Raw genomic sequence first — 20,903 nt, 5'->3', positions numbered from 1 at the left:
GGAGCTTTTCTCTTTATCCAGTACCAGCCATAAGCAAAGCCTCCGTCTCGTTGCCGTTAACCGTCACATTTGTTCCGTTCCTCCGTCCTTGTTACAATGTCGTTAAAGAGCTTTTTTCCAATCCCTGCATATGAAGAGGTAATCGAGATGACGAAAGGCACGGCTGTCCTACGGCAGCAAAACGAAAAGCGGATTTTGGGGCTTCTCCGGAAGGAAGGAACCACCTCCCGGCTGGATATCTCCCGCAGACTGAATCTCAGCAAAAACACGGTATCCCTCATTGTAGACAAATACATTAAGCAGCAGATCATCCGGGAAACCGGCACCCATGAAGCCCCGTCCGCCGGACGTCCGAAAATCAATATCGAGATCATCCGGGAGTCTTTGAAATCCATTGGCGTCTATCTCCGTAATCAGGAAGCTTACATTGCGGTTACGGATTATTTCTTGACCACCATCGATGCCGAGCGGCTTCAGCTTGATACCTCCGATCCGGAAACTTGCCTGCAAAAAATCGGTTCCTGCGCGGCGGATTTGATCCGAAGGCACCCGGAAACGATCGGCGTCGGCGTCGGCCTCCCCGGCATCGTGGACCCCGAAAGAGGTTACGTGCATTATTCTTCCCACATGGGCTGGGAAGAGGTAGACGTAAAGGCGGCGCTTGCCCCTTATCTGTCCGTCCCGCTGCGGGTGATGAACAGCGTAAAGGCAAGCGCGCTTGCCGTCGTCGGGCAACTCGAAGGGGAACCTGCCGACTCGACCTTCTATGTCTGGATTGACGAAGGGGTTGGCGGAGCTTCCTGATCCGGGACAAGCTCCACGTCGGAGGCTCCTGGACCGCCGGCGAGGTGGGGCATCTCACCGTCGACCCGGATGGTCCAATCTGCCGGTGCGGACGAAAGGGCTGCCTTGAAGCCTTCATTCGATCCGAATCCGTGGGCCAGCGACTGGAGCAGCTTGATCTTGAAGCGGAGAACGTGAGCACGGCGGGGGACGCTCATCCGGGCGCCTCTCCCCGGGAGCGGCTTTATGCGGAAATCGGCCGGTACCTCAGTATGGCTCTGGCCCATATGATCCATCTATGCAACCCGAAGCTCATTGTCGTAGACAGTCCTTATTCGTGGAGCAAACCGTTCCGGGAATCGACCGTCGAGGAAACGCTCCGTAAAACGCTTCGATTTCCCGGCGATCATACCGAAATCCTCTTTGTAAGAAACGAGGAAAGTCCGGCTGCAGGCGCTGCGCTCGCCATCATACAGGACTATGAATACTGCGGCTAAAAAGGGGATGCAACCTTCATTTAAAAGCCGAAAAGCCTTGCAGGGGATGACCCCTCAAGGCTTTTCGTTATTCGCCCCGGATGACTGCGGGAGTTATTATTGTCTTTCAACTATGGCGTAACCAGCAGGGGCTTCCATTCCAGCCCTTCCCCCGTAATTTTCTTTCTCAGCTCGGAGACGGCCTGCAGCGAGTTTTCACGCTGGTCCTCAAGCCCCTTGATTGTGGCCAAATACAGCTCTTCAAGCTTTCTCTTCGTTCCGCTCTCCATTTCGGCAATGTACTTTTTCTGTTCCGCGTTAACCTTCGCCAGCGCGGCGGTATACTTTTTATAAAGCTGGTCATATTGTTTTTTTGGCCTGTGCTTTGCTTAACTTGCCCACACGGTATTTCCACATCGGACTGCTAAGATAAGAATCGCTCGAAGCGTTGCGAAGATTCCACATATTGCTGTTTAAATAGGTCGTGCTGACGTTTCTTTTCATCTCCCAGGCGGCGCTGTTCAAATACGTCGGGGAAATCGTTTTGCGGTATGTCCACATGAAACTGTTCAGAAAGGTATCGCTCAGCTCTTTGTTGTACTTCCACATCAGGCTGTTCATAAACGTACGGCTGGCGTCTTTTTTGTACTTCCACATCGGGCTGCTCATATTGGTGAGACTGATATCGCGCGAATATTCCCTAAGCTCGTCGGCCAGAGAACGGTCATTGCCGTAGCGCTGCTTCAGCTGCTCATAATCGGCCTGCAGCTTGGCATCCCACATTTTCAGGTCCTCAAGGACTATTTTCTCCAGCTCGTCGATTCTGGCCTGGCTGCTTTCATAATAACGATCGTAATTTTCTTCGATTTGTTTTTGATAAGCCTCATAAGCTTTTACCGTCTTCGCGTTAAAGGTTTCATAGGCCTTCCAAATTTGATTCATCCACTTCCGGTCTGCCGCATCTGCCGGGGACGTTGGCAGCACCGCTGCCGAAATCAACAAGAACGCGCAGGCAGCAAGCAAAAACTTATATACAAATCCCATTCCCTTTTTCATCCAATCAAGCCGCCTTTCTTTTTTTTTGTCTAGATTAAACCAAGGGATATTTTACCTGACCAATGTCATCCTTCCAAGTAGCGGTCAACTGATTTCATACTTTGGCACTAGCAAAATCGCCCATTAGCCTTTCCCCTGTCATTTCCTGGGGAATAATCACGAATCGGCCGGCGGAAGGCTTTATGTCTTTTTACATATCCAAAGGACCCGGTTCATTTTGAATGGACAAGAATATGGCCTGATCATTCGTCCGCCTTATCGAACTGTGTTACACTATCTCTATGGATTTAAAAGACTGAATATTTAGGAGCGAGCGTGATGTTTCAGGAAATACAGCAGTTTAAAGCCGACTTCTTCAAAGCATTGGCACACCCGCTGCGGATTCGGATCTTGGAGGTGCTGTGCGAAGGCGATAAGACCGTCAATGAGATTCAGTCCCTTTTGGGGAGCGAAGGGTCTGCCGTATCCCAGCAATTGGCCGTGCTGCGCAATAAGAATGTGGTCATCGGACGAAAGGACGGCACTTCCGTCATCTACTCCTTGACGGACCCGCTGATCCGGGACCTGCTGGCCGTCGCCAAGCAGATTTTCGATAATCACCTTGTTAATGCGATCAGCATGCTGGAGAACATAAAAAAAAACGTCTAACGACGTACTTCCTTAGAAGACAGACCGCATTTAGCGGAAGTTTTTTCTTGCGAGATAAGGATGGCAAACCTCTGTGGTTTATTCTTTCTTATCTCTTAAAAAAAAACGTCTAACGACGATCCATCAATCAAAACAAACCACGTATAGAGGTTGTTTTTTTTGGCGATTACATTTTTAATCCGAAAAAATCAATAAAGCTGCAAGAAATGAAGCAATGCGGGGCCCTGCGCTCCCCTTGCTTCTTTTTTGCGTATTTCAAGAGTTATCGTCAAATTGACTTTCATGCAGCACGCCTTTAATATTCTATATATTCAAATAATCAAATATTTAGAATATAGGTGGTTATTCAATGAAGGCCTCTATGAACGGCAGATTTCAGAATTATGGTTTACAAGCATTTCAGAAGGACCTCATGTCCGGATTAATCGTCGGTATCGTCGCCATTCCGCTCGGAATGGCGTTTGCTATTGCCTCGGGGGTCAAGCCGGAATACGGCTTGTACACCACCATCGTGGCAGGCATCCTGATTTCCTTGTTCGGAGGATCCAAATTTCAAATCGGCGGTCCGACGGGCGCTTTTATCCCGATTCTTTTTGCGATTGTGATGCAATACGGCTACGAGAATCTGCTCATCGCAGGTTTTATGGCAGGCATCATGCTCCTGCTCATGGGACTATTCAAGCTGGGTGGGGTCATCAAATTCATTCCGCGACCGGTCACGATCGGCTTTACGACAGGCATTGCCGTTACGATTTTCTGCGGGCAAATCGCGAATTTCCTGGGCCTTACGGGCCTCGCTAAGCAGGAAAGCTTTCTGTCGAGCATGAAAGAGATCGGATTGCATCTCTCGACGGTAAATATTTACAGCGTACTTACAGCCCTCATCTGTCTCGCGATCATGATTATGGTTCCAAAATGGTTTCCCAAGCTCCCGGCTTCCCTGCTGGGGCTGCTCGCTTCAACCCTTGCGGCCTCCCTCTTCTATCCGGGCCAGGTTGAGACGATCGGTTCCACCTATGGGGCGATTTCGAGCAGCCTTCCGGCTTTTCACGTTCCGGATCTAACGATGGAGCATTTCCAAACGCTGCTCAAGCCCGCCTTCGCCATAGCCATGCTCGGAGGAATCGAGTCCCTGCTGTCGGCCGTTGTGGCCGACGGCATGACGGGGACCCGGCATAACAGCAACCGGGAGCTGATCGGTCAGGGCATAGCCAATATCGTTACTCCGCTGTTCGGGGGCATCCCGGCTACGGGCGCGATCGCCAGAACGGCCACCAATATTAAAAGCGGTGCCGTATCTCCTGTTTCCGGCGTAGTCCACGGCGTCGTCGTCCTGCTCGTGCTGCTGCTGTTCGCCCCCTATGCCTCGATGATCCCGCTCGCCAGCATGGCGCCGGTCCTGATGATCGTGGCCTGGAACATGAGCGAAAGAAAGGCCTTTGCCCATGTGCTGAAGACCCGGACTGCGGATTCACTCGTACTGGTCATTACTTTTGTGCTCACGGTGTTTGCCGACCTCACTATCGCCGTGCAAATCGGCCTGCTGCTGTCGGCCGTCTTGTTCGTGAAGCATATGAGCAGCCTCCTTGTTACCAAAAAAGTGCTGCCGGACCCCTCCGACAAGAACGCCAGAGTGTCTGCCGATATGGTAAACAAACATCGGAACTGTCCTCAGATCAGCATCTATACGGTCGATGGCGCCCTGTTTTTCGGGGTGGCCCGCATGTTTGAACAGGCGATTATGGAAGAGATCCATTACAAACCCAAGGTGCTCATTATTAAAATGGACAGCGTGCTCTATATGGACACGACCGGAGAGTCCAACTTTGCGAGCCTCGTACAACATTTTCAGAAAAGCGGCGGTACGGTCATCATCTCGGAAATCCAGGACCAGCCGCGGCAGGTGCTGCATAAAACGGGATTGGATGAAATCATCGGACCCGAGCGGTTCCTGGACAGCACCGGCGAAGCCATTCAATATGCGCTGACGAAGTTGAATGCCGCCCAATGCGCCGGCTGCAAGCAATTCGCCTTCCGTGAATGCCATGAACTGTCGGGGCACGCCGGGGCCGAGGTTCAACGAGAACATATTCCGGCCAGAAAACGCAACCTCCCTGGCGTGAACGGATAAAGAACATTCGTTCAAGGGAACGGGTTTCGCCGGGTTCGCCTTGGGCCGATGTTCTTAAAAATATCAGCGACAGCGAGCGTCTCCCAACCGCAAACAGGGGTGTCCATTGGCTCATGGCCTTAAAGGACACCCCTTGTTTTAATGGATCGATTTGATAACGCCGTAACGGCCGAATTTAAGCGGGCTTAACCATACAAATCGAACATGTTCACTTCATACCCCAGCGTCTTCATATAATTGAACGTTTGCGCCCGGTGATGCTGGGCGTGGGTTACGATCTCGATCAGCCACTTGGCCTGAACCGTGCCGTGCTCGAGGTAAAACGGTTTGGTTTTTTTTGTGCAGAAAATCCTCGTCCGAGAGCTGATCCATATACCGTTTTACGTCATCCGTGCCGGAAGTCATCCAGCCGATCAACTTATCCTTGTCCAGCTCCGCGTTAATCTTCTCCTCCAACTCCCGGATCACGGGCTGGGTGTGCTCCTGCAAAATCAACAAATCCACGGCAGGCACGGACACGAGATGTTGAACGAGCTCCTTCAAGGATCTCATGTTGCCTGCGGGCCGGTGATCCCAATGATCCGGCTTGATTTTGGCGATCAGGTTGGAGGAGGTTTTCACGATAAGCTCCAGCTCTTCAAACAATAAGTGTTTCATTTCATATACCGCGTTCATGTTCTTTCACTCCGTTTCCAATATTTACTTGCCCCATCCGCCGTTTAAGTTGTGGGCTTGGTTCCCATTGTAGATTATAATAGTGACAACTCTTGTCATCATTACGAAAATAATTTCAGACGGACCAAAATCATTCAATAAACGGGGAACTTGTTATGTCAAAATCCAAACGGCTCATGGAGCTGATGATGACCGTCAACCGGATGCGGAAATTTACCGTTAAAGAACTGGCAAACCAGTTCGGGGTATCTCCGCGCACCATCTTAAGAGACCTACAAGAGTTAAGCGAACTGGGCGTCCCCTTATATTCGGAGGTAGGGCCTCATGGGGGGTACCAGGTTCTGAACGAACGGATTCTTCCTCCCATCGCGTTCAGCGAGGAAGAGGCGGTCGCGATGTTTTTTGCCAGCCACGCCCTGCGCCATTACCTGTTTATGCCCTTTGAGGCCGAGTCTTCGTCCGCACTGAATAAATTTTACTTCTACATGCCCGGCGATGTGCGGGACCGGATCGATCAAATGAAAAACCGCGTCGATATTTTTACGCCGACACGGCAGCAGAAAGCCCTCTATTTGTCCATCCTGCTGGACGCAGCCGTGGAACAAAAGGTCGTTTCGATTCAGTATGAATCCAAGGGCGGCTTCTCGCAGCGGAAGATCCAGCCGGTCGGCATCTATGCGAGCAACGGATTCTGGTACTGTCCGGCCTACTGCTTCCTGCGCGAGGATTTCCGTTTGTTCCGATGCGACCGCATCCATTCGGCGGAGTACGACTCTTCCGGTTTGAAGGCCAGGGATCACCGCCATATTCACCTGGGCAATTGGGAGTCTTTGACGAGTAAGAAGCAGGTTTACGTTCCAATCGTGGTTGAGCTGAGCCGGGAAGGCGTTCAGCGGTGCGAGGCGGAACTGCGTCCGGCGCCCCGGATTCGCCTCGGCGAGGATGGCACCGGGCGGATCGACCAGCGTATCCCGGAGAGCGAGATTTTGTTTTTTGCGAAATATTTCATCGGACTCGGCTATGAGGCCACCGTTTTAGAGCCTCCGGAGCTTATCGACTGCATGAAAAAAAATACTGGCCGGCATTATGGCCAAGTATAAATGAAGCTGCGATCGGAGCCGGCCCCCCTGCCGACAGCCGTGTTTCCAATATGCAGCCCAGAACAAAAAATAGAGGCTGCTCCAAATCTGAACGGCCCCCCAATGGTTTAGGCACGACTATCCATTGGGGGCTGTTCAATTCTCGCCATTTGGAAAAAGCCTCATTCTTTTGAACACCGCTATGTTCAGTTTCCTTTTTTACGTCCGGTCAGAATGGAAAATTCGCAGGTCATTTCGGTTATCGGATGATCATTTAACATCTGAAGGATCTGTTCTTCCTCCGCCCCCCAGGATAACGGCGTCATGTAGACCAGGTGTGCCAGCTGTTCCGGCGACAAGCCGACCGTATAGGCGATCGTCTCCTGGGCCTCCAGCTCGAAATGGCGTTCAAACAGCTCCACCGTCTGCTCGTTGGAATACGCTCGCCGGTCATCCCGGTCATACAGCTTCGCCCGGAGCTCCTTCAAGTAGCCGCTGCCCGGAATAACTTTCAGGAGCACTCCGTCGTCAGTAAGCAGTCTCCCGAATTCCGCATAATTCGACGGGGACAATATATTGAGTATAAAGTGGAACGATTTGTCCGAAAATGGAGGTTTGGCAAGATCCGCCACATACCACAGGTTCGAGCGGTCGTCTCTTGCCGCCATTTGGACCCCCTCTTTGGAGATGTCAATGCCGACCCCCAGCACGTCCTCCGCTCCGAAGCGGCTTACCTTCCGGCGCAGATCGGTTAAATGCGATCCCTCCCCGCAGCCCGCGTCGAGCATGTACACTCTTTCGGCCATGACGTCCGTTTTCAGCCGCCGTGCGATGATTTCGCTTAAGCGGACCAGCAGCGGCTCAAAGAACGCCGCCTCGTTCATCATTCTCCTTGCATCAAACATCCTGCGGTCGTATTTGGTTTTGGAGGGATGCGTCAGCATATTCGCATAACCCTGCTTGGCCAAATCAAATCGGTGTCCTGCGTCGCAGAGAAGGCTTTTTCCTTCTTCCACTTTCATGGCGCCATGGCATATCGGGCATCTAAAAAGCCGTTCGTTCTGCTCCATCAGCCTGGCGCTCGCCGTCAATTTTCCGCCTCCGGTCATATCTTAAACACCTCATTTATTCTACTAATACTAACGATTCAACTGAAGATTCCCCGCTCCGTTATCATAACACAATGCTACCTCCGTTTAAGCACGCTTCAATAACCCGTTTTTTGAAGTTCCTTTTTATTTTTGGGAACCGCGGCTTTCGTGAAGTAGACCTTTGTGCTCCCGCCGCCCCTCATCCGAATTAGTTCTTTCATGCCGGACCTTCAGCAGTGCCATTAGTCCTTAAGTATGTGGCCGAACCCTCGGATTAGTTAGAAATAACCATCTTTTGCCACGGGTGACTTGATTCGCTTGACCGCCCGAAATAGCGACTTATACAATGTATTTTGTAGTAATTTAGCATATTTTAGATGGGGGATTGCTAGATGTTGAAGTTTAGGTCATTGTGTGCGTCCATTCTCCTGACCGCATTGATGCTGGTAGGAGCCGGGAACGCATTCGCTGGCATTACCTTCCGCGATACCGACACCCACTGGGCAAAAGCGACCATAGAATGGGGAGTCGAAAAAGGGATCGTGAACGGCTATGCAAATGGCACATTTATGCCCAACCAGAATGTAACTGAAGCGGAATTTATCCGCATGCTTGTCGTGGGAATCGGCGGCAAGGATTTGGAGGAGACCTATTTAACGGAGTATTGGTCGGATAAATATTACAACTTCCTTCATTTTAAAAATTACCCGGTCCGCGGGTTTTCGGACAAAAAGATACGCAACGCCTTTATTACGCGCACCCAGGTCGCGGAACTCGTGTCCAGTGCCGATGGAGTCAACTATTCCGGAGATGAGGCCATTCAGTATGTGCTCGGCAAAAAATATGCGCACGGGCGCATTCAAGGCGAGAACACGATCCGGGGATATATGGGGCATGCAACCATCACCCGGGCCGAAGTGCTTCAGCTGATTAAAAATTTGACGAACCACGGCATGCATATCCTGTACGACAGACCAGTGGAAAGCAGCCCGACCGCAAGCCTTCCCAAACTCCCGACGCCATGGGACCTGTACCGGGACGACATGCATATGGTGATCCGCCAGAAGGTTTTTCCCAAATATACCGGATACCGCATTTATGACGACGGCGACAGCCGCGTGATCATGACCCGGACCAAGCAGGAGGGAGACATCGACAACGCGGTTAGCGTACAGTTCGAGCCGCAAATCCTGTCGTTCAGCAGCATATCCCTGTCCGACAGCAGCGACAAAACCCAGCGCAGCATGCTGGCCGATGTATTGGATCTGTACGGCTTCAAGATCGATAAAAGCTATCTCCTCGCGAAGATTGACTCCGCCGTGAAGAACAAAAAAGAAATTCAACTGAAGATCAGCGGCAAAACGCTGGTTATCGAGCCCCGTATTTCAAACCCTGCAGGACAAGTCAAGGTTTACTACAAATGGTGGGACGTCGCCCGCTCGTAGCCTTCTTATCAGCAGAATCATACATATATCCATCGGAAGCTCCCTCGTTTCTTTTTAACGCCGCGAGCTTCATCGACGAAAAAAAGATGACCGTCCGTAAAAGCGGTCATCTTTTTTTTTGAACCTTGACATAATGCTGTCAGGATTTGCGGTTTAAAATGGGAAATATAGAACAATAACAGCGTTGAGGAGGAAGCCGCAATGAAGACAGCGAAAAAGACCCCACCGGATAACGAAGATAACGGACGGAAAAAGGCCAACACGGAGAACGTCCTGGGACGACGCGAGTTGAACCGGGCATTGCTGGCAAGACAGATGCTGCTCAGCCGCATGTCCCTTCCCGCCCTCGATGCCATCGAGCATTTGGCCGGGCTGCAGGCCCAATCCCCGAATGCTCCATACTTTGCCCTGTGGACGAGGCTGAACGGATTTGCCCAAGACGAATTATCTCGGCTAATCCGAAGCAAAAAGGCCGTACGCATCGCATTGATGCGTTCGACCCTTCATCTGGTATCCGCTGCGGATTGCCTAACCATGAGGCCATGGGTACAATCCGTTCTTGAGCGAAGCCTGAACGGCGCATTCGGCAAAAAACTTGAGGGCCTGGATCCTCTGCAGCTTGCTTCCGCCGGCCGGACATGCCTTGGAACCGAGCCCCTTGCGCTTCATGAAATCGGCAAACGGCTGAACGTTGCGTGGCCGGCACACGAGCCCGCAGCCCTGGCCGCGGCGGTTCGCTCCTTGGTGCCTCTCGTTCAGGTTCCCCCCCGGGGTCTCTGGGGAGAGAGCGGCCAAGCGGTCCATGCTTCCGCGGAAGCCTGGCTGGGCCGGTCCCTCTCGGCTGAACCCGATGAGACAGGGTTCATTAAACGTTACTTGACTGCATATGGTCCCGCCACGATCAAAGACATGCAGGCATGGTCGGGTCTGCCCCGGCTCCGGGAGACGTTCGGGAAGCTGCGTCCGCAACTCGCGATATTCCATGACGAACAAGGAAACGAGTTATTCGATCTGCCCGGGGCTCCGAGGCCGGATGCGGATACCCCCTCGCCGCCCCGATTTCTAGGAGAATTTGACAACGTGTTATTATCCCACGCCGATCGCAGCCGTATTTTGGATGATAAGTATCGCAAACGGGTCATCACAAAGAACGGAATCGTCAGGTCAACGTTTCTCATAGACGGCTTTGTTTCAGGCACTTGGAAGATCGTCCGGGAACGCAAGAAAGCGGTATTATGTTTGGAAACATTCAAACGGTTGACCCCGCGGGAGCTCAACGACCTGACGGCAGAAGGCCTTCAACTGCTCCATTTTGCCGCCGGCGATGAGGATGACAAGGATATTGCCTTTACTCTGGCGGAATAGTCCTCTCCGCCTAACTTCTCATCATAGCGGCCACGTCACCGATGGCCTTGCGTCCGGCCGGACTGATCCTGCCAAGCTGGAAAAAACCGTGATTCACCCCGAGGTATCTCTGGCATTGGGCGCTTACCCCCGCTTGCAAAAGTCGGCGGTACAGTTCTTCGCCTTCGTCCACCAGCGGATCGAACTCAGCCGTTAAGATGAACGTATCCGGCAGACCGGCCAAATCGTCCCGATGCAAGGGGCTCGCTTCCGGATGCCCGGGAGGCATGCTGCCGAAGTATGCCTCATATCCGCTGAGCAGCATATCCCGCGTGACGATATAATCGTCGCCGTATTTTTCGTAACTTTCGCTCGCGCCCCTCGCGTCCAGCATCGGATATATCAGGATCAGGCGCCGAATCCAAGACAATCCTTCGGATTTTAGGCGCAAGGATGCCACAAGAGCGATATGCCCGCCGGCGCTGTCTCCGGCCAGGGTAAGATCCTCGGCGCTTCCGCCCCATTCCGGCGCATGCTCCTTGACGATCCGGATCGCCTTCACCGCGTCGTCATGAGCGGCCGGGTAAGGATGCTCCGGCGCGAGCCGGTAATGAACGGCAACCACCACGCAGCGGCCCCTGTTGGCAAGCTGCCGAAGCTGGCGGTCATGCGTCTCCAGATCGCCGCTCACAAAGCATCCTCCGTGGAAGTAAATCATCACGGGAAGCCCGCTTTCGTCCAGCGGCCTGTAGATCCGCAGCCGCATCTCTTCAAAGGTTAAATCTTCGATCTTCCAGACGGGCTCCGCCTCCCCGGCCAGCTCAATCGTCGCCAAATATCCTTTGCGCCGTTCCTCAAAGGTTTGCAGCCGGGCCGACGGACGGCCGTCCCGAATGAATTGTTCCACGGCTTCCCGGATGCCGGGCTCTAAACGGTCGAATTGGGTCATCTATGCAGGTTTCCTCTCTTATCAATAAATTTTCTATGCACAACTCCATGATCATGCGAACTCACGTTTCCATTATATCGGATGATGGCCGAAAATGAAATGATCTGAAACAGAAACGACGCCATCGTCCGTTGGGAAGAACAATGACGTCTTACGCGAAAATTTGTTAAGAAAAACGTCATCGACGTACTTCACAGAAGACAGACCGCATTTAGCGGAAGTTTTTCTTGCGATATCAGGATGGTTCATGCTTCGATGTTTATACTTTCTGATATCTTAAGAAAAACGTCATCGACGTACTTCACAGAAGACAGACCGCATTTAGCGGAAGTTTTTCTTGCGATATCAGGATGGTTCATGCTTCGATGTTTATACTTTCTGATATCTTCAAAAAAGAGCAGCCTCGAACTGCAAAAGGGCTGCTCTTTAATCTTTAATCTTTAATCTTTGGTATTTAAAGTTGATGTGTTTTAATCTTCTACTTTCAAGCTCCGATGCTGCCGTTCAACCTCTTGGACAATACCGGACGAATCCACCACATGTAATATAAACCGCATGCCAGCAGGGTTCCTGCCGTCGCCAGAAACGGAAGCCGATAGTCTTGCACGGATAAAATCAAACCCGAGGCGAAAGTGGCCGCGGAAGATCCCAAACTTCGAAAAACCGATCTCATCCCCGCGTACAAATTTCGTTCCTTTTCATTGAACGCCGACATCAGGAGACTGTCCAGCAGATTGGACAGCATGGTCGCGCCTCCGCCCCGCAGCAGGAACAAAATCACGAACAGCCATACGGGCATCACCAAAGACAAGGCGGCGAACAGCAATATATTTACCGTAAAAACGGAAATAATCGCGGTGTTGTAGCCGAAGCGTTCCATGACGTAAGGCGTCATCAAGGAACAGATGAATAAAACGATGCCGCCGATGGCCAAAAGCAGGGATACCTGATTATCCATCCAGTCCAGCCGGAACTTGACGATTACGTTAAGAAACGAGCCCGTCATGGCGATGGAACCTCCCAGCAGGGCCATAAACACGGCAAACACCCATAAGGTACCGGAGAATATCCTTGCCGTTGCCCCGGATAATCTGCCGGAATCCGCAGCGGCGGAAGGCTCATCCGGTATCTTGCTTTCAGGGGGCAGCCAAAGCGCCCGGATCATTCCATGCAGGACAAGAATCAAACCGGTCAGCAGCAAGGTAATCTCGTAGCCCCTGCCCCCTTCAAAACCGTCCGCGATATAACCGGCCGCAAGCGTGCCCAAGCCCGTAAAAGCCGTAAAGACGGCAAACATGAGCGAAAACGAACGCGCTTCCTCCTTGCGTGACTTGCAATAATGGAAGAGCAGTTGGATCTCCGTCGTCTCGACAAGCGTAAGGCCGGCCGACAGCAGAATCTGGGCGGCATAAAACCAGATCAATTCCCCGCTGACCGCAAACAGAACGTTTCCCGCCGCGATAAAGAAGATTCCAATGACAAGCAGCTTCTTTCTTCCCGTCCGGTTGGCCAGCAGCGAAACCGGGATGGCCAGAATGCCCATGATCAAAATCCCCATGGACACCAGCGCGCCGATTTCGTCTTCCTTCAGACCTCTGTAGAGCAGGTGCAGATTCAGAACGAGTGTATATAGACCGATGCTCACCCCGTATAAAGCTTCGCTGACGAGAAAGCGGCGCACGCCCGTGGACAGCTGAAGCAGGTCTTTGATGTATAAGGACATGTCATTCCCCTTTTCCTTGAATCCGGACCAAACTTGCGAAAGCGGCGACTCTACTCATAAGCTGCCGCTTCCGAGCGCATCTGCCGGCTAAGCGCCCCCGGATCGGTATCTTCCGCGCCATAGGCCCGGAGCAGGATACGGAACCGGAACGGCTCAGGCTTGACCGTAAACTCGGGAGACTGGCCGGGGCCGCAGCTGTTGCTGCCGAGTCCGTTCTGCCGGTAATCCAGATTTAGCGTAATAAAATCGCGGGGAACGAGATCGCTTAAATGCCGTGCCGCTTCCACGTCGTTATCGGCATACCGGCTCGCGCTAAAATCCAAAACGGGCACGCCCGCGGCAAGAAGGCCCATGCCGGCCCCATCGGCGACGGAGATCCAACGGACGTCGGTCCGGTTCCCGTTCTCCTGCGGATAAATGTACGGCGTGAACAACCCGTCCACGGTGTTCCGGTACTCGCCGAAATGTCCCGCTTCCTTGCTGTCCGGGTAGCTTTCTCCCGGCCCCCGGCCATACCACCGGACATGTTTCATATCTCCCGCGACCTTCATTTGAAGCCCGATTTTCGGGAGCATGGCGGGCGGCGTTCCCTCCGGGTCCCCCTTCACATCCATGATGATCAATCCGCTGGATGTAATCGTATAAACCGTTTCGCAGCGGAAGCCCCAATCATATACCGGCGGAGCCATACGGGTTTTCCAGCGGACCTGAACCGCTCCTTTATCCAGCCGCTTCCACTCGAAAGAGTCCGTCCGCTCCGTTAGCCGATCCAGGTGCGCTTTGCGCCAATCCGGCAGGACATACATGTCGTTATCGATCGGCGGACGCCAAAAATTCAGCCGCGGCCCGCCAAGCGCCATGTTTTTGCCGCCAATTGTCAAGGATTCGAAACCGGGACGAAGGACATCCAAGGCAAGCCGGAAGCGGTCACTTTCTACCGTAAGTTTGCGCTTCTCTTCGCATACCCTGAGATCTTCTTGCCATATTGGCCGAGTGAGCCGGAATTCCGGCACAGACGAGGCCCGCAGCAAAAATTGTGCCCAGGCTACCTCATGTCCCCGCGGGGCCCAGCGGCAATCCGCAGCCGTCGCAAAGGAAAGTTCAAGCCAAATTTCCGCATAAGGATCGGTTCCAGCCGATAACTCATCCGTATTCACCGGAATCGTAATCTCTGCGCTGCCGCCGGGTTCAATGCACGGAAGCGGAAGCTGCCCGCTGTGCAGAAGCCGGCCTTCGGCCGAAATTCGATAATGGGCCTGAAGATGGCCGAGCGTGATGAAGTCGTACCGGTTCATGACGAGAAGCCGTCCGTTTTCAAGCCTTTCGACGCGGACCGGTTCGATGATCTTTTTATACTCGATCAATCCGGGGGAAGGCGTCCGGTCGGGGCGAACCAAGCCGTCGATCACGAAGTTGCCGTTGTTCGGCACATCGCCGTAATCGCCGCCATAAGCGTAGTCCTCCCTGCCGTCTTCCGTCTTTCTGCTCAATCCGTGGTCGATCCACTCCCATACGAAGCCTCCCTGCAAACGCCGGTGCGCCTCGAAGGTGTCGAAATAAGGGCGCAATCCCCCGGGTCCGTTGCCCATGGCATGGGCAAACTCGCACAGGATATGCGGTTTGGGGTGATCCACCATTTTTCCGAAAGCTTCCATCTTCTCGACGGAAGAGTACATGGTGCTTACCACGTCGCATACTTCGGCCTCGCGGTCTTCCTCGTAATGGATCAGCCTCGTCGGATCGTTCTCCCTGCACCACTCCGCCATCGCCCGGAAATTGCACCCGAATCCGGACTCGTTGCCGAGCGACCAGAAAAGGACCGATGGGTGGTTCTTATCCCGCTCCACCATCCGGCGAATCCGGTCCACATAGGCCTCCTTCCAGTCGGGATCGTCGCTTAGGCGCGAAATATTGCCGAGCAGCTCAAACCCGTGCGTTTCAAGATCCGTTTCCTCCATAACATACAAGCCGTATATATCACACAGATCATAGAACCGGGGGTCGTTCGGATAATGGGCCGTCCGCACGGCGTTAATGTTATGCCGCTTCATCATTTCGATGTCATCCCGCATCGTGGACAAAGTGACGGTCCTTCCCGTATCCGGATGGTGGTCGTGCCGGTTTACTCCCTTAAGCATAATCGCTTTGCCGTTCACCAGAAACTGTCCGTCCTTAACTTCGATCCGGCGGAAACCGACGCGCTGGGCAACGATTTCCAAAGACTGGCCTTGCGAATCCGTCAACGTGATAACCAGGTGATACAAGACCGGGGATTCGGCGCTCCACAAGGCGGGCTTCTCCACTGCCAATGCGAACTCCTCCACCGAGCCGTGAACAACGCCTTTATCCGCTGCCGCAATCTGCGTTCCGTTAGGAGCGAGCAACTCCAGCTTGACCGCCCCGGACGATTCCGTTCCCTCCAGGTGGACGCGGACGTTCAGCGCGGCGTTTTCGTACCGGTCGTCCAGCTCGGTGACGATGCGGTAGTCGGCAATGCGGAGAGAAAGCGGTTCGGCGATCAGGTAAACGTCCCGGAAAATCCCGCTTAACCACCACATATCCTGGTCCTCCAGGTAACTTCCGTCCGACCATTGGTAAACCCGGACCGCCATCTTGTTAACGCCTGGTTTGACATACGACGTCAGATCGAATTCCGAGGTCAGCCGGCTCCCTTGGCTGTAGCCGATCCATGAACCGTTCAGCCATACATGAAACGCACTGTCCACCCCGTCGAATTTAACGCCGATCTTTTTCCCGTTCCAATTCCCCGGCAGCTCGAATTCGCGCACGTAACAACCGGTCGGATTCTCATCCGGCACGCGGGGAGGATCCACCGGGAACGGATAATAAAGGTCCGTATAATGCGGGCTCCCGTACCCGTGCAGCTGCCAGTGTCCCGGAACGGGAATTTCGTCCCAGCCGGACGCGTCGAATGCCTCCGCAAAAAAGTTCTCCGGAGCCGCCTCGGGCTGCAGGGCATAATGGAATTTCCATATCCCGTTCAGCGATTTGTACCAGTCCGAGCGGCCTCTGTCATAGCTTAAAGCGCCATCCGCGTCCGCGTAAGGGATAAAATAAGCGCGGCTCTTGGCCCGATTCCTCTCCAGAACGCCAAGCGATTCCCAATCCCGTCCAAATCCCTTGTTATCCATATGTCTCTCCATCCTTTCAAAACAAGCAATTCTCTAGCCTTTGATTCCTGTCGTTGCGATCCCGCCGACGATGTAGCGCTGGGCAAAGAAAAATACGGCAAGCGGCGGAATGGAAATCAGGCACGTGATGGCCATAATCGACTGCATGTCGACGCCGTGCATTCCCTTGAACTGGGACAAGCCGAGCGTCAGCGTGTACATGGCCTGATCGTTCAGGAAGATCAGCGGACCCAGGTAGTCGTTCCAGCAGCTCATCATCTGGAACACGGCCACCAGAATGAGGGAAGGACCCATCAGCGGCACGATGATCCGCATCAGAACCATCATTTTTCCGGCGCCGTCAATCGTTGCTGCTTCATCAAGCTCCCGGGGCAGGGTCATGATAAACTGGCGCAGCAGGAAAATGAAATAAGCGGAGCCGAACCAGGACGGAACGATCAGCGGCTTCAAGGTATTGATCCAGCCCAGGTAGTTGAACTCCATGTACTGCGGAATCATGGTCACTTCCCATGGAATCATCATCGTCGCCAGGACGATGAGAAACAGGAAATCCCGCCCCTTAAACTGGAATCTGGCAAAACCGTAAGCGACCAGCGTGCAGGAGATCAACTGACCCAGCGTCGAGAGCAGCGTTACGATCAGGGTATTCTTCAAAAACAGGTTGAAGGGCTGGATGTTCCAGGCCTCCGCGAAATTCTCGAACCGCCACACGGACGGAAGCCATTTCGGCGGAAACAGATAGAGCTCCTGCGGCGTTTTCAGGGCCGTAGTTACCGCCCAAAACAAGGGGGCAATGAACAACAGCGAGCAAAAAATGAGCATCGCATACGTGATCGCCTTTTTCATATGGACGGCTCCTCTCTGCGCGCGGCAGCCCCTCTTTTCGCTTCCTTCCGGGGCTTGCTCTTCTTCATCTCGCCTTCATAGAACACCCACGCCTCGGACGATTTGAATACGAGGAACGTCAGGGTCAGGACGATTAGGAACATGAACCAGGCGTTCGCCGCGGAGTAACCCATTTTGAAATATTTAAAGGCATTTTCGTACATGTACATCGCATAAAAAAAACGTGGATTTGAGCGGTCCTCCGCCCGTCAGCAGGAGAGCTAGCGTCAACTGCTGGAAAGCGGCGATAATGGAGGTGATCAAGTTAAACAGCAGGGTCGGCGTGATCATCGGGATCGTCACGCTGAAAAATTGCCGGATCTTCCCCGCCCCGTCTATGGATGCCGATTCATACAAATCCTTCGGGATGCCTTTCAGCCCCGCCAAAAAAATAAGCATCATGGCGCCCTGCCCCCAAAGGCTTGCAATGACCATCGCCACCAGGGACCATTTCGTATCATTCAGCCAATCCGGGCCTTCGACGCCGAAAATCGACAGAAAGAAATTCAGTATTCCGTAATCCCCGCTGTATACCCAGGACCAGATCATGGCCAGGGCTACGCCGGAGATGACCGACGGAAGGTAGAACGCCGTACGGAAGAACGCGCTCCCCCTCACCTTTTGGTTCAGCAGCATGGCCAGTCCCAGAGCCACAATGATATTCAGCGGAACGAACAAAGCCGCGAACTTCAGGGTGACCCCGAGCGACTTCCAGAACAGCGGGTCGTTGGAGAACATCTCGACATAGTTATCGATGCCGATAAAGGTGACTTGGCCGACGATCGGCCAATCAAAAAAACGAAATCACAAGGGAAAATAACAGGGGGCCTAGCGTGAAAACGACAAATCCGAATATCCATGGAAAAATGAAGAGGTAGGGCGCTGCCCCACCCCATCTTCGTTTTCCCAATCGTTTCGGGGCGGCTGTCTGTTCTTGTGAGTGGGACACAAAGATCTGGGCCATCTCCGAACCTTCTTTCTCTAATGTTATTTCTTATTATTTCAAGTAACGTTCGCTGTCCTTAACCGCCTGGTCCAGCACTTCCTGGGCGCTGCTTCCGAACATGACGGATTCCACCGCGGCCGACAGCTGCCGGTTCACTTCGTTCCATTTCGGATTCAGCAGGAAAGCCGGCGTATTGTCCGCGCGCTCCAGCATCGTGTAATACGGTTTGTACAGCGGGTCCTGATCCTTCTTCATCTCGTCGACCACGCTTGCCCGGACCGGGAGATCGGCCACCCGCATTTTGATCGCTTCATCGGACACGTAGAATTTCACGAATTCCCAAGCCAGGTCCTTATTCTTCGAATCCTTCGCGATCGACAGCGCCGATTCCGCGAGAATTCCTTTGACGGGCTTGCCTGCAAAGGCCGGCATCTCCACGGTTCCTACGTCGATTCCGGCTTCCCTGAACGATTCCAGCGGCCAGATTCCGCTTTCCCACATCGCGATTTTTCCGGCTTTGAAAATATCCTCGCCGCTTTGCTGCCCTTTGCCGCCGGTAAGCACGGCCGATCCGTTCTTGACCATGTCTCCCAGCATTTGAATCGCTTCCGCCGTTTCTTTGCTGTTCATAAACCCTTCAATGGTTTTGCCGTCCTCGGAGATAAAGGAGCCTCCGTTGCTCCATACCAGACCTTGCAGGTCATACGTATCGTTTTCGGCCCGTACGCCGAAGCCGTACTGCTTTTTGGACTTATCCGTCAGTTTTTGGGCGATTTCCTGAAAATCATTCCATGTCCATCCGTCTTTCGGATAAGCGATGCCCGCTTCGTCGAACATTTTCTTGTTATAATAAACCACCCGGGTCGTGAAGCCGGCCGGAATGCCGTACAGCGTGCCGTCGATCTTTCCGTAGTTGAAAAGCCCTTGATAAAAATCATCGATATTGAGGTCCTTGTCCTTGGACGCGTAACTGTCCAGCGGCTCCAGCGATTGGTGGTACGTAGGGAAGTCCCACATATACATCACGTCAGGGGGGTTGGCCGCGCCGAAACCGGCGGCGAGCTTCTGATCGAAACCGTCCGCGTAGGCTTCAACCTGCACTTTGGTACCCGGATGCTTTTCTTCGAATTTTTTGGCGATTTCCTGCTCGATTTTGAGCGTATCGCCCGTATCCCAGGTCGCAAACCGCAGCGTGGTTGTTTGGGCTGCCGAATCTCCTCCCTGTTCCTTCGCCGAGTCGGAACCGCCGCTGCCGCCGCATGCGGCCAGCATCGTCCCCATGAGCGCCGCAATGGATACCAAAGACAACCAGGACATTCTTTTTTTCATATTGTCAGCTCCCCTTCATGTATTGAGGCCTAATCATTGAACCGCTTTCATCATAACTCGAATGAAAGCGGTTCAAAACGTGCGGCGATTCGCAAACTGCCGTTATTTTGTTCGAATTTGAAGGACCGGGTGTTCATTTGTTCAACATGACTCCTTTTTTTTGTTCGAAACGGTACTGGCTCGGCGTCTGGCCGGTGCAGCGCTTAAACCATTTGCTGAAATATTTGCTGTTTCCCAGGCCCGTGCGCTCCGCGATTTCCTGCATCGTCAGCGTCGTTTCGCGCAGCAAAGCGTAGGCAAGCCGGAGCTTTCGCTTATATTGAAAGGCGATGAAGCTGTCCCCTACCGTTTTTTTGAAAAGGATGGAAAAATGGCTGCGGCTCAAACCCACCTTCTGTGCCAGCTCTCCGGCCGACCAGTCGGCCTCGGGGAACTCATGCAGCAAATGAACGGCTTTCCAGATCGGGGCGGGCCAGTCTTCTCCCTTCAATCCGTAAATCCGCTCCAGCTCGGCATCCTTATGCAGCGCTAAAAAGGCGTTCCTTACGTCTTCCTCATCCCGCAGAGCTCCACGCATGCACCATGCCAGCTTTCCGTTCCTGCTCTTGATCTCAACCAGCACGCCGTCCGCTTCCGCCTTCAACGTTTCCGGAACGGCCCAGTAGCAGCTGTCCGCTCCATAGGATATCAGCCTGCCCTCGTATATGCTCCGGTCCGTTATGCCCTGTTTTCGGAGCAGGGCTTCCCAATTCCCGTCGCACCCTGCCGTTTTGACCAGATAAAGATAGAGAGCCTGGCCGTCAAACCTCCAGCTGCCTTGGCGAAGCTTCCGGATTTCTTCCACGAACCTGTCGTTGTGGCCGTTAAGCCATGCAAAAAGATGCGTCGCCAGCCGCTCCTCTTCCTCAGGCCCCGCAGCCGGGACGGCTGACAGCTCTCTCCGGAATTTATCCAGCATCCCCTCCAGCTCTTCGTCCTCGAAAGCCGTTTTCAGCAAGTAGCCCGAAGCTCCAAGGCGTATCCCTTCCTGGGCATATTCAAAATCCCGATGGCAGCTGAGCAAAATGATTTTGGTTTCTTCCGCCATCGCTTTCACTTTGCGGGACAGTTCGATTCCGTCCATTTCGGGCATGACGATATCCGTGATGACAACCTGGGGCCGGTGCTCCAAAAAAAGCCTCCCAGGCGGAC

The 20,903-nt window shown here is 53.3% G+C and carries 16 protein-coding genes and 3 pseudogenes; 7 read left to right on the top strand and 12 right to left on the bottom strand.

All coding sequences use genetic code 11. The annotated features are described in order from the left end of the window. Positions 1 to 147 precede the first annotated feature (147 nt). Entirely contained in the window at positions 148 to 804 is a 657-nt protein-coding gene (locus tag XI25_RS35730; protein ID WP_052759524.1) for an ROK family transcriptional regulator, read from the top strand. Between the two features lie 44 nt (positions 805 to 848). Continuing rightward, a complete protein-coding gene (locus XI25_RS35725) occupies positions 849 to 1,280 on the top strand; it encodes an ROK family protein (protein ID WP_052759523.1) in 432 nt (143 codons plus the stop codon). 110 nt (positions 1,281 to 1,390) lie between these two features. Here XI25_RS35725 and XI25_RS34400 read toward each other — a convergent pair whose 3' ends face one another. Together XI25_RS34400 and XI25_RS08440 are read right to left on the bottom strand one after the other, a co-directional pair. Then, entirely contained in the window at positions 1,391 to 1,549 is a 159-nt protein-coding gene (locus tag XI25_RS34400; protein WP_235439757.1) for a hypothetical protein, read from the bottom strand. A 70-nt stretch (positions 1,550 to 1,619) separates the two neighbouring features. Further along, positions 1,620 to 2,315 carry a hypothetical protein gene (locus tag XI25_RS08440; RefSeq protein ID WP_235439756.1) on the bottom strand — a complete coding sequence of 232 codons (696 nt, stop codon included), beginning with the start codon at positions 2,313 to 2,315 and terminating at the stop codon, positions 1,620 to 1,622. A gap of 318 nt (positions 2,316 to 2,633) precedes the next feature. Between XI25_RS08440 and XI25_RS08435 the strand changes: the two genes are divergently transcribed. Together XI25_RS08435 and XI25_RS08430 are read left to right on the top strand one after the other, a co-directional pair. After that, positions 2,634 to 2,963 carry an ArsR/SmtB family transcription factor gene (locus tag XI25_RS08435; RefSeq protein WP_046678180.1) on the top strand — a complete coding sequence of 110 codons (330 nt, stop codon included), beginning with the start codon at positions 2,634 to 2,636 and terminating at the stop codon, positions 2,961 to 2,963. A gap of 349 nt (positions 2,964 to 3,312) precedes the next feature. Further along, entirely contained in the window at positions 3,313 to 5,094 is a 1,782-nt protein-coding gene (locus tag XI25_RS08430) for a SulP family inorganic anion transporter (protein WP_046678179.1), read from the top strand. Positions 5,095 to 5,279: 185 nt separating this feature from the next. Here the strand turns inward: XI25_RS08430 and XI25_RS36160 are convergent, their stop codons facing one another. Both XI25_RS36160 and XI25_RS36795 read right to left on the bottom strand, forming a co-directional pair. Continuing rightward, the gene (locus XI25_RS36160; RefSeq protein ID WP_327204754.1) at positions 5,280 to 5,372 is read right to left on the bottom strand and encodes a DinB family protein; all 93 of its coding nucleotides are present in this window, start codon (positions 5,370 to 5,372) and stop codon (positions 5,280 to 5,282) included. Between the two features lie 118 nt (positions 5,373 to 5,490). Then, positions 5,491 to 5,646, bottom strand: a pseudogene (locus tag XI25_RS36795) (DinB family protein); the annotation flags it as partial. 278 nt (positions 5,647 to 5,924) lie between these two features. Here XI25_RS36795 and XI25_RS08420 point away from each other — a divergent pair. After that, positions 5,925 to 6,873 (top strand): annotated as a pseudogene (locus XI25_RS08420) (helix-turn-helix transcriptional regulator). 181 nt (positions 6,874 to 7,054) lie between these two features. Here XI25_RS08420 and XI25_RS08415 read toward each other — a convergent pair. Next, positions 7,055 to 7,957: a putative RNA methyltransferase gene (locus XI25_RS08415; RefSeq protein ID WP_046678177.1), complete on the bottom strand. Its 903-nt coding sequence runs from the start codon at positions 7,955 to 7,957 to the stop codon at positions 7,055 to 7,057. A 374-nt stretch (positions 7,958 to 8,331) separates the two neighbouring features. Here XI25_RS08415 and XI25_RS08410 point away from each other — a divergent pair, with 374 nt between their 5' ends. Together XI25_RS08410 and XI25_RS08405 are read left to right on the top strand one after the other, a co-directional pair. After that, positions 8,332 to 9,384 (top strand): S-layer homology domain-containing protein, encoded by a 1,053-nt coding sequence (locus tag XI25_RS08410; RefSeq protein ID WP_046678176.1) that lies wholly within the window; start codon positions 8,332 to 8,334, stop codon positions 9,382 to 9,384. A 201-nt stretch (positions 9,385 to 9,585) separates the two neighbouring features. Then, a complete protein-coding gene (locus XI25_RS08405) occupies positions 9,586 to 10,749 on the top strand; it encodes a winged helix DNA-binding domain-containing protein (RefSeq protein WP_046678175.1) in 1,164 nt (387 codons plus the stop codon). Positions 10,750 to 10,759: 10 nt separating this feature from the next. Here the strand turns inward: XI25_RS08405 and XI25_RS08400 are convergent, their stop codons facing one another. The 7 genes and pseudogenes from XI25_RS08400 to XI25_RS08370 form a co-directional block, all read right to left on the bottom strand. Next, positions 10,760 to 11,677 (bottom strand): alpha/beta hydrolase, encoded by a 918-nt coding sequence (locus XI25_RS08400; RefSeq protein WP_046678174.1) that lies wholly within the window; start codon positions 11,675 to 11,677, stop codon positions 10,760 to 10,762. A gap of 484 nt (positions 11,678 to 12,161) precedes the next feature. Continuing rightward, positions 12,162 to 13,400, bottom strand: coding sequence for an MFS transporter (locus XI25_RS08395; protein WP_046678173.1), 1,239 nt, complete (start codon positions 13,398 to 13,400; stop codon positions 12,162 to 12,164). A gap of 50 nt (positions 13,401 to 13,450) precedes the next feature. After that, complete coding sequence (locus XI25_RS08390) at positions 13,451 to 16,552, bottom strand: glycoside hydrolase family 2 TIM barrel-domain containing protein (RefSeq protein ID WP_046678172.1); 3,102 nt, start codon at positions 16,550 to 16,552, stop codon at positions 13,451 to 13,453. Between the two features lie 33 nt (positions 16,553 to 16,585). Beyond that, complete coding sequence (locus XI25_RS08385; RefSeq protein WP_046678171.1) at positions 16,586 to 17,398, bottom strand: carbohydrate ABC transporter permease; 813 nt, start codon at positions 17,396 to 17,398, stop codon at positions 16,586 to 16,588. Next, positions 17,395 to 18,401, bottom strand: a pseudogene (locus tag XI25_RS08380) (carbohydrate ABC transporter permease). Before XI25_RS08380 ends, XI25_RS08385 begins: the two are co-directional and overlap by 4 nt. A 33-nt stretch (positions 18,402 to 18,434) precedes the next feature. Further along, the gene (locus tag XI25_RS08375; protein WP_046678170.1) at positions 18,435 to 19,712 is read right to left on the bottom strand and encodes an ABC transporter substrate-binding protein; all 1,278 of its coding nucleotides are present in this window, start codon (positions 19,710 to 19,712) and stop codon (positions 18,435 to 18,437) included. A 133-nt stretch (positions 19,713 to 19,845) separates the two neighbouring features. Beyond that, a complete protein-coding gene (locus XI25_RS08370; protein ID WP_235439754.1) occupies positions 19,846 to 20,883 on the bottom strand; it encodes a response regulator transcription factor in 1,038 nt (345 codons plus the stop codon). Between the last annotated feature and the right edge of the window lie 20 nt (positions 20,884 to 20,903).

Source organism: Paenibacillus sp. DMB20 (assembly GCF_000987955.1).
Classification (GTDB): domain Bacteria; phylum Bacillota; class Bacilli; order Paenibacillales; family Paenibacillaceae; genus Paenibacillus_AQ.
This window is presented reverse-complemented; position numbering and strand designations above follow the sequence as displayed.

Coding starts and splice junctions, on each gene's coding strand:
- XI25_RS08410 (WP_046678176.1), top strand. CDS start 8,332: ATGTTGAAGTTTAGGTCATTGTGTGCGTCCATTCTCCTGACCGCATTG.
- XI25_RS08375 (WP_046678170.1), bottom strand. CDS start 19,712: ATGAAAAAAAGAATGTCCTGGTTGTCTTTGGTATCCATTGCGGCGCTC.
- XI25_RS08415 (WP_046678177.1), bottom strand. CDS start 7,957: ATGACCGGAGGCGGAAAATTGACGGCGAGCGCCAGGCTGATGGAGCAG.
- XI25_RS08395 (WP_046678173.1), bottom strand. CDS start 13,400: ATGTCCTTATACATCAAAGACCTGCTTCAGCTGTCCACGGGCGTGCGC.
- XI25_RS08440 (WP_235439756.1), bottom strand. CDS start 2,315: ATGAAAAAGGGAATGGGATTTGTATATAAGTTTTTGCTTGCTGCCTGC.
- XI25_RS08385 (WP_046678171.1), bottom strand. CDS start 17,398: ATGAAAAAGGCGATCACGTATGCGATGCTCATTTTTTGCTCGCTGTTG.
- XI25_RS08430 (WP_046678179.1), top strand. CDS start 3,313: ATGAAGGCCTCTATGAACGGCAGATTTCAGAATTATGGTTTACAAGCA.
- XI25_RS34400 (WP_235439757.1), bottom strand. CDS start 1,549: ATGGAGAGCGGAACGAAGAGAAAGCTTGAAGAGCTGTATTTGGCCACA.
- XI25_RS08400 (WP_046678174.1), bottom strand. CDS start 11,677: ATGACCCAATTCGACCGTTTAGAGCCCGGCATCCGGGAAGCCGTGGAA.
- XI25_RS08405 (WP_046678175.1), top strand. CDS start 9,586: ATGAAGACAGCGAAAAAGACCCCACCGGATAACGAAGATAACGGACGG.
- XI25_RS08435 (WP_046678180.1), top strand. CDS start 2,634: ATGTTTCAGGAAATACAGCAGTTTAAAGCCGACTTCTTCAAAGCATTG.
- XI25_RS35730 (WP_052759524.1), top strand. CDS start 148: ATGACGAAAGGCACGGCTGTCCTACGGCAGCAAAACGAAAAGCGGATT.
- XI25_RS08390 (WP_046678172.1), bottom strand. CDS start 16,552: ATGGATAACAAGGGATTTGGACGGGATTGGGAATCGCTTGGCGTTCTG.